Annotated in this window: 14 protein-coding genes; 6 read left to right on the plus strand and 8 right to left on the minus strand. The window is 70.3% G+C overall.

Going from position 1 to position 15,151, the window contains the following annotated elements; genetic code table 11:
• Positions 1-79: 79 nt before the first annotated feature.
• The 3 genes from N5I75_RS21655 to N5I75_RS21665 all read left to right on the plus strand — a co-directional run bounded on the left by N5I75_RS21655 (position 80) and on the right by N5I75_RS21665 (position 4,063).
• Positions 80-721 (plus strand): hypothetical protein, encoded by a 642-nt coding sequence (locus tag N5I75_RS21655; RefSeq protein WP_476679609.1) that lies wholly within the window; start codon positions 80-82, stop codon positions 719-721.
• 193 nt (positions 722-914) lie between these two features.
• Complete coding sequence (locus tag N5I75_RS21660; RefSeq protein WP_476679611.1) at positions 915-3,107, plus strand: alpha-N-acetylglucosaminidase; 2,193 nt, start codon at positions 915-917, stop codon at positions 3,105-3,107.
• Between the two features lie 119 nt (positions 3,108-3,226).
• On the plus strand, positions 3,227-4,063 hold the full coding sequence (locus N5I75_RS21665) for a chitosanase (RefSeq protein ID WP_476679613.1): 837 nt from the start codon (positions 3,227-3,229) through the stop codon (positions 4,061-4,063).
• Between the two features lie 59 nt (positions 4,064-4,122).
• Here the strand turns inward: N5I75_RS21665 and N5I75_RS21670 are convergent, their stop codons facing one another.
• From N5I75_RS21670 to N5I75_RS21705, 8 genes are all read right to left on the minus strand, one after another.
• Positions 4,123-5,475, minus strand: coding sequence for a nucleobase:cation symporter-2 family protein (locus tag N5I75_RS21670; RefSeq protein WP_476679839.1), 1,353 nt, complete (start codon positions 5,473-5,475; stop codon positions 4,123-4,125).
• Between the two features lie 385 nt (positions 5,476-5,860).
• On the minus strand, positions 5,861-7,273 hold the full coding sequence (locus N5I75_RS21675; RefSeq protein WP_476679615.1) for an 8-oxoguanine deaminase: 1,413 nt from the start codon (positions 7,271-7,273) through the stop codon (positions 5,861-5,863).
• A gap of 49 nt (positions 7,274-7,322) precedes the next feature.
• Positions 7,323-8,741, minus strand: a complete 1,419-nt coding sequence (locus tag N5I75_RS21680) for a nucleobase:cation symporter-2 family protein (protein ID WP_476679617.1) — start codon at positions 8,739-8,741, stop codon at positions 7,323-7,325.
• Positions 8,742-8,826: 85 nt separating this feature from the next.
• Positions 8,827-9,759, minus strand: coding sequence for a factor-independent urate hydroxylase (pucL, locus tag N5I75_RS21685; protein WP_476679619.1), 933 nt, complete (start codon positions 9,757-9,759; stop codon positions 8,827-8,829).
• A 5-nt stretch (positions 9,760-9,764) separates the two neighbouring features.
• Positions 9,765-10,163: a hydroxyisourate hydrolase gene (gene uraH / locus N5I75_RS21690; RefSeq protein WP_476679621.1), complete on the minus strand. Its 399-nt coding sequence runs from the start codon at positions 10,161-10,163 to the stop codon at positions 9,765-9,767.
• Positions 10,163-10,678 carry a 2-oxo-4-hydroxy-4-carboxy-5-ureidoimidazoline decarboxylase gene (gene uraD, locus N5I75_RS21695; protein WP_476679623.1) on the minus strand — a complete coding sequence of 172 codons (516 nt, stop codon included), beginning with the start codon at positions 10,676-10,678 and terminating at the stop codon, positions 10,163-10,165. The genes uraH and uraD overlap by 1 nt, the downstream gene beginning before the upstream one ends.
• Before the next feature lie 189 nt (positions 10,679-10,867).
• Positions 10,868-11,236 (minus strand): helix-turn-helix domain-containing protein, encoded by a 369-nt coding sequence (locus tag N5I75_RS21700; protein ID WP_476679625.1) that lies wholly within the window; start codon positions 11,234-11,236, stop codon positions 10,868-10,870.
• Positions 11,233-11,505, minus strand: a complete 273-nt coding sequence (locus tag N5I75_RS21705; protein ID WP_476679627.1) for a YkoF family thiamine-binding protein — start codon at positions 11,503-11,505, stop codon at positions 11,233-11,235. The genes N5I75_RS21700 and N5I75_RS21705 overlap by 4 nt, the downstream gene beginning before the upstream one ends.
• 163 nt (positions 11,506-11,668) lie before the next feature.
• Here N5I75_RS21705 and N5I75_RS21710 point away from each other — a divergent pair, with 163 nt between their 5' ends.
• The 3 genes from N5I75_RS21710 (at position 11,669) to N5I75_RS21720 (ending at position 15,132) form a co-directional block, all read left to right on the plus strand.
• Entirely contained in the window at positions 11,669-12,511 is an 843-nt protein-coding gene (locus tag N5I75_RS21710) for a TIM barrel protein (RefSeq protein WP_476679629.1), read from the plus strand.
• A 57-nt stretch (positions 12,512-12,568) separates the two neighbouring features.
• The gene (locus N5I75_RS21715; RefSeq protein ID WP_476679631.1) at positions 12,569-13,465 is read left to right on the plus strand and encodes a 2-hydroxy-3-oxopropionate reductase; all 897 of its coding nucleotides are present in this window, start codon (positions 12,569-12,571) and stop codon (positions 13,463-13,465) included.
• A gap of 203 nt (positions 13,466-13,668) precedes the next feature.
• A complete protein-coding gene (locus N5I75_RS21720; protein ID WP_476679633.1) occupies positions 13,669-15,132 on the plus strand; it encodes a catalase in 1,464 nt (487 codons plus the stop codon).
• Positions 15,133-15,151 lie beyond the last annotated feature (19 nt).

Here is a 15,151-nt window from a genome sequence, read left to right on the forward strand (position 1 = left end):
GGCGCTGGGCCGTCCGCCGTCGTCCGCGTTGTCAGCGTTGTCAGAGGCTTCGGGCACCATCGTCGGCAGGAGGTGCGCCATGACCCGACCGCCGACCGCCGCGCAGCGGCGCATCATCGAGGCCGCCGACCCGGAGACGGGCCGGATCAGCGGCAGCGCGGCCCAGCTGAGCCGGCTCGTCGTGCTGAAGCTGGCGTTCCGCCACCCGCGCCCGCCGCACGACCACTTCCTCACCCCGGACGGGCACCGGATACGCGAGGGGGGACAGGAACCCACCGTGTCCGAGCCCGCACCGCCTTCCCCGCCCGCCGAACCGGGCGGCGTCTTCGCAGCCCGCCTCGGCGGCGAACCGGGGGGCAGCACGCCCTCGCCCGCCCGCGCCCGCGAGGTCCGCACCGCCTGGCAGGGGCTCCTGGAGATACGCCGCATGACGTCACCGGACGGCGTCACCGACCGGCCCTGCGCCTGGGAACGGGGCCGCCTCACGCACGCGGCGGCGCTCGCCCTGGAGGCGGCGGGATGTGCCCCGGCGAGCGGCGCGGCCCCCGGCTACCGGGTGACCGAGACGCCTCAGCCCGAGGCGGTCGCCGTGCACCACCCGGACCCGGCGGGGCTCGCCGCCTGCGCGGCGGCGCTCGAATCGGCCGGCTGGCAGGTGAGCGAGCACGCGTCCGCACGCGGCGGCGCCCGCTACCTGCTGGCGTCCCCGAGACGAGCATGATCGGCGGCCGTATACTGCGCGCCGATGACCGGGAGGCTCCGCACCGCCGATGCCGAACCCGGGCGTCCCCGCCCACCGCCCGCACCCCCACCCGGTACCCACGCCCCCGGCGCCCCACTCCGTTCACACCCCCCACCCCCCTTCGTACGCGCGGCGTCATGCGCCGCCCGTCGAGAACGGGTATGCACACTTCATGCGCTTAGCTCGTCGTACGTTCTTGCTCGCGGTCGCCGGATCGGCGGCGGTGTCGTGTTCCCGTGTCCCCGCCGACCCCGAGGACGGCGGGTCCGCCGCACCGCGCTCCGCCGCGGCGGCCGCCGCCCGGCGGCTGCTCGGCCGCCATGCCGACCAGCTCTCCTTCACCACGCTGACCGGCGCGGACGACGCCTTCCAGGTGGACGGGCGGAGCGGTCGCATCCGGATCGCGGGGACCTCCCCGGCCGTCCAGCTCGCGGGCCTGCGCCGCTATCTGAGGGACGTGGCGCACGCCAACATCTCCTGGGCCGGCGAGCAGCTCGCCCTGCCCGACCGGCTGCCCGCGCCGCCGCGCCCGCTCACCGGCCGGGCGAACGTCCCGCACCGTTTCGTCCTCAACGACACCAACGACGGCTACACCGGCGCGTACCACGACTGGGCGTACTGGGAGCGCGAGCTGGACGTGCTCGCGCTGCACGGCTTCAACGAGGTCCTGGTGTACGTCGGCGCGGACGCCCTGTACCACCGGGTGCTCAGCGGATTCGGCTACGGCGACCAGGAGCTGCGGGAGTGGATCCCGGCCCCCGCGCACCAGCCGTGGTGGCTGCTGCAGAACATGGCGGGCCCCGTGGGCGGCCCCGTCTCCGCGCAGTTGCTCGCCGCGCGCGCCCGCCTCGGACGCCGGATCGCGGACCGGGTGCGGGAGTTGGGCATGAAGCCGGTGCTGCCCGGCTACTACGGCACGGTGCCGCCCGGCTTCGCGGAGCGCAACGCGGGCGCGCACGTGGTCGAGCAGGGCAACTGGTACGGCTACCGCAGACCCGACTGGCTGGATCCGCGCGGCCCGCACTTCGAGCGCGTCGCGGCGGCGTTCTACCGCGCGCAGGAGGAGATGTTCGGCCCGGCGGAGCTGTTCAAGATGGACCTGCTGCACGAGGGCGGCAAACCCGGCGACGTGCCGGTTCCCGACGCTGCCCGGGGCGTCGAGAAGGCGCTGCGCACCGCGCACCCGGACGCGCTGTGGGTGATCCTCGGCTGGCGCCACAACCCGCCGAAGGAGATCGTGAACGCGGTCGACAAGGACCGCATGCTCGTGGTCGACGGCATCAGCGACCACTACCCGACGGTGATCGACCGCGACGCGGACTGGGACGGCACCCCGTACGCGTTCGGCTCGATCTGGAATTTCGGCGGCCACACCACGCTAGGCGCCAACACGCGCGACTGGCCGGAGCTGTACGAGCAGTGGCGTACGCGGCCGGGCGGCGCCCTGCGCGGCACGGCGCTGCTGCCGGAGGCCGCGGACAACAACCCGGCGGCATTCGACCTCTTCTCCGAACTGGCGTGGCGCGAAGGCCCGTTGGACCTGGAGAAGTGGTTCGCGGACTGGTCCGTCGCGCGGTACGGACGGCGTGACGCCGAGGCCGTCGCGGCGTGGGACGTGCTGCGGCGCACCGCCTACGGCACGACGCGCGCGGACGGCTGGGGCGAGGGCGCGGACGGCCTGTTCGGCGCCCGCCCCTCGCTCACGGCACAGTCGGCGGCGAAGTGGTCACCGAAGCAACTGCGGTACGACGCCGCAGAGTTCGAGAAGGCGCTGACGCACCTCCTGGCCGTGCGCCCGGCGCTGCGACGCTCGTCCGCGTACCGCACGGACCTCCTCGACGTGGCCCGCCAGGCCCTGTCGAACCGCAGCCGCGCGATGCTGCCGCGGATCAAGGAGGCGTACGAGGCGGGGGACGCGGCCGGGCTCGCCCGGCTGACCGGTGACTGGCTCGCCCTCATGGACCTCATGGAGAAGCTGCTCGCCACCGACGCGCGCCATCTGCTGGGCGGCTGGGTCGCGGACGCGCGCGCCTGGGGCGCGGACGACGCGGAGCGCGGCCTGCTCGCGTACGACCAGCTCTCGCTGGTGACGTCGTGGGGGACGCGCGCGGGCGCCGACGCCGGGCTGCGCGACTACGCCAACCGGGAGTGGGCCGGGCTCGTCGGCGGCCTCTACCGCAAGCGCTGGGCGGCGTACCTCGCGGAGCTGCGCAGCGCGCTGGACGAGCGGCGCGCGCCACGCGCGATCGACTGGTTCGCGATGGAGGACGCGTGGATCCGCGACCCGGGCCGGCTGCGGACGCGTACGGCCGGGAACACGTACAGAGTCGCCGGTCAGGTGCGCGACCGGCTGCGCGGGAGCTGACCGGGGGCCGCGGACGGAACCGGCCACGATGCGCTTGACGGGTATACGTCATCCGTAATCTCTGGTAGGAAACCTTCCTAACAGTCGTACGGAACGACGAACTCCCCTCAGGAGGAACCGTGTCCACCCCCCACATACGCACCTCCCGTCGCAGCCTTCTCGCGTTCCTGGGCGCCTCGGTCGTGGCGGCACCCCTGCTCTCCGCCGGCCAGGCGGCCGGCGCCGCCCCGGCGGGCCGCGCCGCCGCGAGCGGGCTCGACGACCCGGCGAAGAAGGAGATCGCCATGAAGCTGGTGTCGAGCGCGGAGAACTCCTCGCTCGACTGGAAGGCGCAGTACAAGTACATCGAGGACATCGGCGACGGCCGCGGCTACACCGCGGGCATCATCGGTTTCTGCTCCGGCACCCACGACATGCTCGACCTCGTCCAGCTCTACACCGACCGCAAGCCGGGCAACGTCCTCGCGAAGTACCTGCCCGCGCTGCGGAACGTCGACGGCAGCGACTCGCACGCCGGGCTCGACCCGAACTACCCGCGCGACTGGGCGAAGGCGGCGCAGGACTCCGCCTTCCAGCAGGCGCAGAACGACGAGCGCGACCGCGTCTACTTCAACCCGGCGGTCAGCCAGGGCAAGGCCGACGGGGTCGGCACGCTCGGCCAGTTCACGTACTACGACGCGATCGTGATGCACGGCGACGGCTCGGACCCGACGAGCTTCCGCTCCATCCGCAAGCGCGCTCTGGGCAAGGCGAAGCCGCCCGCGCAGGGCGGCTCGGAGACGACCTGGCTGCACGCCTTCCTCGACGCGCGGGTGTGGGCCATGCGGCAGGAGGAGGCGCACAGCGACACCAGCCGCGTCGACACCGCGCAGCGCGTGTTCCTGAACAAGGGCAACCTGAACCTGGACCCGCCGCTCGACTGGAAGGTGTACGGGGACAGCTTCCACATCGGCTGACACAACTGCCCCACCTTTGCGGCCCGTTCGGAGCCCCCGCGCTCCGAACGGGCCCCGCGTCAGTGCACCCCGGCCGCCGAGGCGCCCGTCCGCTGTTCGGCGATGGCTCCGCCCGGCTCCATCGGCGAGGTGACGTCGTCCGCCTCCCGTCGCCGGCCGATGTGGTTGAAGACGAGGTTGAGCAGGACGGCGGCGACGCAGCCCGTGGAGATCCCCGAGTCCAGGATGATCTTCGCGGTGTCCGGGAACGCGTGGTAGAACTCCGGCGCCGCGATCGGGATGAGGCCGACGGCGAGCGAGACGGCGACGATGAGGACGTTGTTGTCCTTCTCCAGGTTGGCCTTGACCAGGGTCTGGATGCCGCTGGCCGCGACCGAGCCGAACAGGACGACACCCGCGCCGCCGAGCACCGGACGCGGCACGACCGCGATCAGCGAGGCGGCCACGGGGCACAGCCCCATCAGGAACAGGAACGCGCCGCCGGTGGCGACCACGTACCGGCTGCGGATCCTCGTCATCGCCACCAGCCCGATGTTCTGGGCGAACGCGCTGCACATGAAGCCGTTGAAGAGCGGGCTGACCGCCGAGCCGAGGGTGTCGGCGCGCAGGCCCGCCGCGATGGTCTTCTCGTCGGCGGGGCGGCCGACGATCTCACCGAGCGCGAGCATGTCGGCGGTCGACTCGGTCATGGAGACGACCATGACGACGCAGAGGGAGACGATGGCCGCGCCCGCGAACTGCGGGGCGCCGAAGTGGAACGGCGTCGGGAAGCCGACGATGTCCGCGTCCCCGATCGGCGAGAAGTCCGTGACGCCGAACGGGATCGCGACGACCGTGCCGATGACCAGGCCGAGCAGGACCGCGATCTGCTTGACGAACCCGGTCGTGAACCGGCGCAGGAGCAGCACGATCACGAGGGTGATCCCGGCGAGGGCCAGATTCTTCATGGAGCCGTAGTCCGACGCCTTGGTGTCGGGCCCTTGCGCCCAGCCGAACGCGACCGGCATCAGCGAGATGCCGATGAGCGTGATCACCGTGCCGGTCACGACCGGTGGGAAGAAGCGGATCGCCTTGCAGAAGACGGGCGCCGCGATGAAGCCGAGCACACCCGCGACGATCACCGCGCCGAAGATGATCGGCAGCGCGTCGTCCTTGTCCTTCGTCGAGTCGACGACGGCGAGCATGGGGGCCACGCCCGCGAACGTCACGCCGTTGACGAAGGGCAGCCGGGCGCCGATCTTCCAGATGCCGAGCGTCTGGAGGAACGTCGCCAGACCGGCGGTGAAGAGGCAGGCGCCGGTCAGGAAGGTGAGTTCCTTCGCCGAGAGGCCTATGTAGGCGCCGACTATCAGCGGGGGCGCGACCACACCCGCGTACATCGCCGCCACGTGCTGCAACCCCGTCGTCGCCATCTTCAGCGGGGGCAGCGTCTCGTCTACCGGATGTTTGGTATGCCCCGCGCCGGGCTCTGTGTCCTGCTGCGCGGGGGTGGTGCCTTGCTTGGTGAACCTGGGCTTCGACGCCACTGAGGCTCCTCCGGTTGTTTTCCAGTACCGGCGGAATTACCGGCACTTTTCGCTTCTGGGAGGTGGTGCAAGGTGCAAGGTCCAGCTATTCGGTTGTCGTGCGCCCAGGTACTACTGACCGCCCCGGCACGTGAAGCTTTGGGCCACGTTCCGGGGCGGCTCCCGAACAGCCCGCTCGGCTGCTCGGGTCCGGCCGGGGACCGTCCTCCCCGGCCGGAGTCTGAGGGTTACGTGTTACGTATGACGTGTGTACGTGTTACGTATGACGCGGTTACGCCTGCGCCGCGATCCGCGCGAGGCGCTGGGCCTCGTCCCGCGTGGAGCGGGCGACGGCGTCCTCGTCGACGTGCAGGAGGCGGCTGTTCTCCACCACCGGCGCGCCGTTGACGAGGGAGAGCGTGACCGGTGCGGCCGCGCCGAAGACGAGCGCGGTGACCGGGTCGGCGATGGACGAGTGGGCCAGGGTGTCCAGCTTCCACAGGACCAGGTCGGCGAGCTTGCCGGCTTCGAGCGAGCCGATCTGGCTCGCGCGGCCGAGCACCTGCGCACCGCCGTAGGTGCCGAGGCGCAGCGCCTGCCGGGCGTTGAGGGCCGCTTCGCGGTGGGCGCCGAGGCGGTTGATGAGCAGGGCGTTGCGCAGTTCGGTGTGGAGCTCGCCGGACTCGTTGGAGGCGGTGCCGTCGACGCCGAGGCCGACCGGGACGCCGGCCGCGAGCATGTCGGGGACGCGGGCGATACCGGCGGCGAGGCGGGCGTTGGAGGACGGGCAGTGCGCGACACCCGTCTTCGTCCGGCCGAACGCGGCGATGTCGGAGTCGTTCATGTGGACGCTGTGCGCCATCCACACGTCCTCACCGAGCCAGCCCGTCGACTCGAAGTAGTCGGTCGGGCCCATCCCGAACAGCTCGTGGCAGAACTTCTCCTCCTCGACCGTCTCGCTGCCGTGCGTGTGCAGCCGTACCCCGAGGCGGCGCGCCAGCTCGGCGCCCTGCTTCAGCAGTTCGGTGGAGACGGAGAACGGCGAGCAAGGCGCCACCGCCACCTGCGTCATCGCGTCGAAGGAGGCGTCGTGGTGGGTCCTGACGGTCTCCTCGGTCGCGGCGAGCGCGCCTTCGAGGGTCTCGACGGCGAAGTCCGGGGGCAGGCCGCCGTCCTTCTCGCTGCGGTCCATGGAGCCGCGGGCCAGCGTGAAGCGCACGCCCATCTCGGAGGCGGCGCGGATGATCGACCCGGAGAGGTCGCCCGACCCCTGCGGGAACACGTAGTGGTGGTCCATGGCGGTGGTGACGCCGCCGCGGACCATCATGGCGAGGGAGCCCTGCGCCGCCGCGTACGTCATCCGCTCGTCGATCCGCGCCCACGTCGGGTAGAGCGTCTTCAGCCAGTTGAACAGGTTGTGGTCCGTGGCGAGGCCGCGGGTGATCCACTGGTAGAAGTGGTGGTGGGTGTTGACCAGGCCGGGCGTGGCGAGGTGGCCGGTGCCGTCGACGCGGCGGACCACGTTCTCCAGGCCCTCGGGGGCCTTCCCGGCCCCGAGGGACTCGATCCTGTTGCCCGCGACGACGATGTGGCCCGAGGCATACTCGGTGTCCTGGGCGTCGACCGTCGCGATGGCGACGTTCTCGATGACGATGCGCTCGGTGACGGCGCGGTCGGTGGAGCTGTTTGCCGTAGAAGCTGCCATGGTGCTTCCTTCAATCCTCAGTGGCGATGGCTGTGGGCACGGCAGGACCCTAGGTGGATTTGAGTGCCGCGGCGGCGCTGGCGCCGCCGCGGGTGCCGAGATGGTGGAAGAAGAGGTTCAGCGTGACGGCGACGAGCGCGCCGGCGCTGATGCCCGAGCCGAGCACGGTCTGCGCCCAGGCCGGGAAGTCGGCGTAGAAGGTGGGCGCGGCGAGCGGGATGATGCCCGCGCCGAGCGAGACGGCCACCAGGATGATGTTGGAGCTGTCGTCGAGGCCCGCTTCGGAGAGCGTCCGGATGCCGCTGACGGCGATCGATCCGAAGAGGACGATGCCCGCGCCGCCGAGGACCGGCATGGGGACCAGGGAGACGACCGCGCCGAGCATCGGGAAGACGCCGAGGATCAGCAGGGCGCCGCCCGCGACCGCGACGACGTAGCGGCTGCGCACTTTCGTCAGCGAGACGACGCCGACGTTCTGGGCGAACGCGGAGGTCGGGAAGCCGCCGAAGACGGGGCCGAGGAAGGTGGCGATGCCGTCGGTGCGCAGGCCGCGGGTGATGGTGCGGCCCGAGGTCTCGCGGTCGCAGATCTCGCCGATGGCGAGCATTCCGGCCGAGGACTCCGTCATCAGGACGAGCATGACCAGGCAGAGCGAGACGATCGCGGCGGGCTGGAACGCGGGCGCGCCGAAGGCGAACGGTGTCGGCAGCGCGGCGACGGGCGCCGAGCCGAGGGCGCTGAAGTCCGCCATGCCGAACGGGATCGCGGCGAGGGTGCCGATCAACAGGCCGAAGAGCAGAGCGACTTGCTTGACGAAGCCGCGGCCGAAGCGCTGGATCAGCAGGATGACGACGAGGGTGAATCCGGCGAGTGCGAGGTAGCGCATGTCGCCGTAGTCGGCGGCGGTCGCGTCGCCGCCCTGGGCCCAGCCGACGGGTACGGGCATCAGCGTCACGCCGATGAGCGTGATGACGACGCCGGTGACGAGCGGCGGGAAGAAGCGCAGGAGGCGCCCGAAGAACGGCCCGATGGCGAGGCAGAAGACACCGGCCACCATCACCGCCCCGTATATCGCGGGGAGTTGGTCGCCTTTGGCGTTGGTCTCGGCGATCGCGAGCATCGGCGCGATACCGGCCGAGGAGGCGGCGTTGACGAAGGGCAGCCGGTTGCCGACGAGGCCCTTGACGCCGAGGGTCTGGAGCAGGGTGGCCACGCCCGCGATGAGCAGGGACGCGGCGATCAGTCTGGTCCGGCCCGCCGTGTCGAGGCCGACGGCCTGGCCGATGATGAGCGGAGGGGTGACGACGCCCGCGTACATGGCGGCGATGTGCTGGAGAGCGGCGGGGACGAGCCGCGAGGGGTGGAGCTTCTCGTCCACCGGATGCACGGTGTCCGTGCCGTCCGATGGGAGGGAGATTTCAGAACACGGGCCCTCGGCTTCAGCCGGCCCCTTTGCTGGCACTGCCATTGCGATGTTCCCTCCGGTGCGGCGCACCCCCGCCGACCTGGGGTGGACGGGGGTGCGCTGTCGCGTCCGAGTACGCCGGGAGGCGTCAGAGGTTGGTCATGTCGACCGGGATGCGCTGCTCGGCGCCGTCCCGCAGGATGGTGGCCTCGATCAGGCCGTAGGGGCGGTCGGCGGCGTAGTACACGGCGCCGTCCTTCGCCTCGTTGTCCAGGCCGAACGGAGACAGGTCCTGGCGGAAGTGGTGCTTGTTCGGCGCGGAGAAGCGGATCTCGTCGATCTCGCTGCGGTTGTTGATGACCCGCGAACCCATCTGGTACAGCGTCTGCTGGAGCGAGAGCGAGTACGTCTCCACGAACGCCTGGAGCATGTGCTTCTTGGCCTGCGCGTAGGACTTCTCCCACTGCGGCATGCGCTGCTCGTCGCTGGTCCAGTTGTGGCGCCACCAGGTGGACAGCGACGTCGCGAGGATACGGTCGTAGTCCTCCTGCAGCGTCGTGTACTTGTCCTTGATGAAGCCCCAGAACTCCGAGTTCGTGGAGTTCAGGACGGTCAGGTCCTTCAGCCCGGACAGGACCTCGAACTTCTCGCCGTCATAGGTGATCTGCGCGAGGCGCGTCTCCTGGCCCTTGCGGACGAAGGAGTGCTGGACCTCGTCGGCGCCGATGAAGTTGGAGCCCGCGTCCGAGCCGGCTATGCGCTCCCAGGCGTACTCCTCCAGGCGGATGCGCGCCCGGTGGATGGAGGGCTGGCTGTCGACGAAGTGCCGGGCGAGGTGGATGCCGTACTGCTCCACCGAGTCGATGCCGTGTTCCTTGGCGAAGGCGAAGCAGGTGTTCTTCGTGGTGTCGGTCGGCAGGCAGTTCGCGTTCGACCCGTTGTAGTGCACGTCCACCAGGTCGCCGCTGAGCGCGACCGAGACGTTCACGTCCTTGATGTGGTGGGTGTCGCCGTCCCGCGTGATCTTTACGACGCGGTTCTCTGCTTTGCCGTACTGGTTCTGGCCGAGAATCGTGGGCATGTCTGCTAGCTCCCTCGGTAAACGGAGTAGCCGAACGGGTTGAGCAGCAACGGCACGTGGTAGTGCTCGCCCGGCGTGACGGCGAACGTGATCGCCACCTCCGGGAAGAACGCTCCGGTCGCGCCGCTGTCCCGATTCGCGGGGGCGTCCTGCTGCGCATCGGCTTGCTTCTTGTCGAAATACCCTTCCGTCTCGAAGTCGAGACGGACATGGGTGGTGCCCTCCGGCAGCGCCGGAAGGTCCTTGCAGCGCCCGTCCGCGTCGGTGGCCGAGCCGCCGAGCGCCACCCAGGCGGCGCCCGAACCGGCGCGCGCCGCGAGGGAGATGGCGACACCCTCGGCGGGGCGTCCGATGCTGGTGTCCAGGATGTGCGTGGACACCGACGCGGTCGTCTCGGTGCTCATCAGGCGTTGTCCCCTTGTTCTACGAGGCGGGTGAGGCGGATGCGGTTGATCTTGCCCAGCTCGGTGCGGACGATCTCCCGCTCCTGGTCGGGCGTGTTGCCGCTGCGCGTCTTGAGCGCCTGGAGCATCTGCTCCGCGCTCGCCCCGGTGGCGCAGATGAGGAAGACATGCCCGAAGCGGTCCTGGTAGGCCAGGTTCCGTTCGAGCATCTCCGCCTTGAGCTCCTCGGAGGCTCCCGCCATGCCGCGCTGTTCACGCGACGAGGTCGGGTCGCCGGGCTTCGGGCGGCCGATCGGCGGATGCCCCGCCATCGCCTCCGCGAGGTCATCGGCGGTCAGCTCGGCCATGGCGGCGTCGCTGGCCTCGAAGAGGGTCTCGGCGGTGGCGAAGGGGCGCTGGGCGACGATCTTGTGCCCCCACGCCGATGAAGCACACACCTCGTGGAGCTCGGCCAGGGCCGCGCTCTCGTCCGAGGCGTTGAACCGGGTCAGACCCGGCATCGATCCTGAAGTCACGGGAAGCCTCCGTGGCCTTGTGCTGGACGGGCTGCGGATAGCTAACGCCCTCGGAAACACCGCGTCAACACTTTGTTGAAAACTTGGAGTGAAGAAAACCGCCGTCCGGTTAACGGACGGCGGTTGGGTGTTCGAGGCGTTCCCGCAGGTCAGCGCAGGTCAGCGCAGGTCAGCGCGGACGGGGCAACGTCAGGACGGCTTCTCGCGGTTGAGGTAGTTGTACACAGTGAACCGGGAGACGCCCAGCGCGCCGGCCACCGTCTCGACCCCGTGCCGCACGGAGAAGGCGCCGCGCGCCTCCAGGAGACGCACCGCCTCCTGCTTCTCCTTGCGGTCGAGCTCGGCGAGGGGTTTGCCCTCCTTGCGCTCCATGGCGGCCAGGATGTGATCGAGGGAGTCGGCCAGCTGGGGCAGGCGGACGGCGATGACCTCGGCCCCCTCCCAGCTCAGCACGACATCGTCCTTGCCGGCCTCACCCGGCGGCAGCATCTCGGCCCCCATCGCGTCGACGAGCGGCTTGACCGCCCGGACGAAGGGCTCGTCCCCCATGGCGGTCACCTATCACCCTCCCCGTCGGCCACGTTCTTCCCGTCGATCACATTGACCTGGAGCGAGACGCGGGTGGCGCCCGCTTCCAGGGCCTGGCGCAGCAGCGCGTCCACCGCGGTGAGCACGCGGCCGGCCTCTCCCTCGGCGGTGTTGCCGAACGGTCCCACGTCGACCGCGTCCAGGTCGGCCCCCTGGACGACCTCGCGGGCGACGACCGCGTGGGGCGGTGCCTCGTCGAGATCGAAGGGTTCGGTCGTGAACTCCACTCTCAATCGCACGGGCTCAACCTAACGCCGATCGGGCTTTTTCCGGCAGCCCCTCTTGACAGCGCCCCGACCCCGCAGGCAATCTTCCATCAAGTAGAAACGAACTTCCGCAATACGGAATCTGTAGAGATCGCACGTGGAGCGGAACACGAACCAGAAGGGAGCGCCGACCCCGATGGGATTCGCAGACCAGCGCTTCAACGTCAACCTGTCGATCCTCTTCACGGAACTCCCGCTCCTGGAGCGCCCCGCGGCCGCCGCCGCGGCGGGCTTCACCGCGGTCGAGCTGTGGTGGCCCTGGGTCGACGCCCCCGTCCCCGCCCCGTCCGAGCTCGACGCCCTGCGCGACGCGCTCAAGGACGCGGGCACCCAGCTGACCGGCCTGAACTTCTACGCCGGGCAGCTTCCGGGCCCGGACCGGGGCGCCCTGTCCATCCCCGGCGAGGAGAGCGAGAAGTTCCGCGCGAACATCGACGTCGCCGCCGACTTCGCCGCCTCCCTCGGCTGCAAGGCGCTCAACGCGCTGTACGGCAACCGCGTGGACGGCGTCGACCCGGCCGTCCAGGACGAACTCGCCCTGGAGAACCTGGTCCTCGCGGCCCGCGCCGCCGACCGGATCGGCGCCGTGCTCCTCATCGAGGCGCTCAACAAGCCCGAGTCGCCCGCCTGCCCGATCGTCAGCGCCCCGAAGGCCATCGAGATCGTGGACAAGGTCAACGCGGCGACCGGCCTCGGCAACGCCAAGTTCCTCATGGACCTGTACCACCTGTCCATGAACGGCGAGGACCTCCAGCAGGTCATCAGCGCCTACACCGACAAGACGGCGCACGTGCAGATCGCGGACAACCCGGGCCGCGGCGCCCCCGGCACCGGCACGCTGCCGCTCGAAGAGCTGCTCGACCAGCTCAAGAAGGCCGGTTACGAGGGCTACGTGGGCCTGGAGTACAAGCCCGGCGACGCCCCGAGCGCCGAGTCCTTCGGCTGGCTGCCGCACGAGGCCCGCGCCGCGCGGCACTGACGCCCGCGCCACCCCATCGACGTACCCAGCGTTCCTTAAGCTTTTGGAGTCACCCTCATGAGCAACAACCTCCCCAAGGTCGCGTGGATCGGTCTCGGCATCATGGGCTCCCCCATGGCGGAGAACCTGATCAAGGCCGGTTACGACGTCACGGGCTTCACCCTGGAGCAGGAGAAGCTGGACCGCCTCGCCGCGGCGGGCGGCACGGCCGTGAAGTCGATCGCCGAGGCCGTCAAGGACGCCGACGTGATCGTGACCATGGTTCCGGCATCGCCGCAGGTCGAGGCGATCGCGTACGGTGCCGACGGCATCCTGGAGAACGCGAAGTCGGGCGCGCTGATCGTCGACATGTCCTCGATCACCCCGCAGACCTCGGTGGACCTGGCCAAGGCCGGCAAGGAGAAGGGCATCCGCGTCCTGGACGCCCCGGTCTCCGGTGGCGAGGCGGGCGCCATCGAGGCCGTGCTCTCCATCATGGTCGGCGGTGAGCAGGCCGACTTCGACGAGGCCAAGCCGCTCCTTGAGGCCCTCGGCAAGACCATCGTGCTGTGCGGTCCGCATGGCTCGGGCCAGACCGTGAAGGCCGCCAACCAGCTCATCGTCGCCGTGAACATCCAGGCGTGCGCCGAGGCCGTGGTCTTCCTGGAGAAGTCCGGCGTGGACCTGAAGGCCGCGCTCGACGTCCTCAACGGCGGCCTGGCCGGCTCGACCGTCCTGACGCGGAAGAAGGACAACTTCCTGAACCGCGACTTCAAGCCCGGCTTCCGCATCGACCTGCACCACAAGGACATGGGCATCGTCACGGACGCGGCCCGCAACGTCGGCGCGGCCCTGCCCGTCGGCGCCGTGGTCGCCCAGCTCGTCGCCTCGCTGCGCGCCCAGGGCGACGGTGGCCTCGACCACTCGGCGCTGCTGCGCTCGGTCGAGCGGCTCTCGGGCGACCAGGTGGCCTGACCCCCAGACTTCCGGGCCGTGGCGGCGCTGACACCTGTCCTGTCGCGCCCAGGCGCCGCCGCGGCCCGGAACCCTTCTTTTTCGCCTCACTTGACTGACCCACGTCCGCCCATAACTTCAACAAACTGTTGACGCAGCAGGTCAGGGGTGCCTACGCTCCCCGGCATCGTCAGCAGCCCTGCACGGAAGGTCGCCTCTCCACCATGCCCAAGCGTGTGCTCACGACCGAGTCCGGCGCCCCAGTCGCCGACAACCAGAACTCCGCCACCGCAGGCGTCGGCGGCCCGATCCTCCTCCAGGACCAGCACCTCCTGGAGAAGCTCGCCCGTTTCAACCGTGAGCGCATCCCGGAGCGTGTCGTGCACGCCCGCGGCTCCGGCGCGTACGGCTACTTCGAGGTGACGGACGACGTCACCGGCTTCACCAGCGCGAACTTCCTGAACACGGTGGGCAAGCGCACGGACCTCTTCGCGCGCTTCTCGACCGTCGCCGACAGCCTCGGTGGCGCGGACGCCGTCCGCGACCCGCGCGGCTTCGCCGTGAAGTTCTACACCGAGGAGGGCAACTACGACCTCGTCGGCAACAACACCCCGGTGTTCTTCATCAAGGACCCGTTGAAGTTCCCCGACTTCATCCACACGCAGAAGCGCGACCCGTTCACGGGCAAGCAGGAGCCGGAGAACGTCTGGGACTTCTGGGCGCACTCCCCCGAGGTCACGCACCAGGTGACCTGGCTGATGGGCGACCGCGGCATCCCGGCCTCGTACCGGCACATGAACGGCTTCGGCTCGCACACCTACCAGTGGACGAACGAGGCGGGCGAGGCCTTCTTCGTCAAGTACCACTTCAAGACCAACCAGGGCATCCGCTGCCTCTCCACCGAGCAGGCGCAGGAGCTGGCGGGCAAGGACCCCAACTCCCACCAGACGGACCTCGTGCAGGCCATCGAGCGCGGCGTGAACCCGTCCTGGACGCTGTACGTGCAGATCATGCCGGCGGCCGAGGCGGCGGAGTACCGCTTCAACCCGTTCGACCTCACCAAGGTGTGGCCGCACGCGGACTACCCGCTGCAGCGCGTGGGCCGCATGGTCCTCGACCGCAACCCGGACAACGTCTTCGCCGAGGTCGAGCAGGCCGCGTTCTCCCCGAACAACTTCGTTCCGGGGATCGGCCCCTCCCCCGACAAGATGCTCCAGGGCCGCCTCTTCGCCTACGCGGACGCGCACCGCTACCGGCTCGGCGTCAACCACACCCAGCTCGCCGTGAACTCGCCGAAGGGTGTCGAGGGCGGGGCCGACAACTACGGCCGCGACGGCCTCATGGCCACCAACGCCTACGGCCGCGCCCGCAAGAACTACGAGCCGAACTCCTTCGACGGCCCCGTCGAGACCGGCCGCCCGCTCTCCGCGCCGCTCGCCGTCGCCGGGTACACGGGCACGCACGAGGCGCCGGCCCACACGAAGGACGACGACTTCTTCCAGGCGGGCGAGTTGTACCGCCTGATGTCGGAGGACGAGAAGGGCCGTCTGGTGGCGAACATCGCCGGCGGTCTCTCCCAGGTCTCCCGCGACGACATCGTCGAGAAGGCCGTCGCCCACTTCCACGCCGCCGACCAGGACTACGGCAAGCGCGTCGAGGAAGCGGTGCGCGCGCTGCGCGAGGACTAGTCCTCGCGCCTTCCAGACT

The organism is Streptomyces sp. R818 (assembly GCF_056172735.1).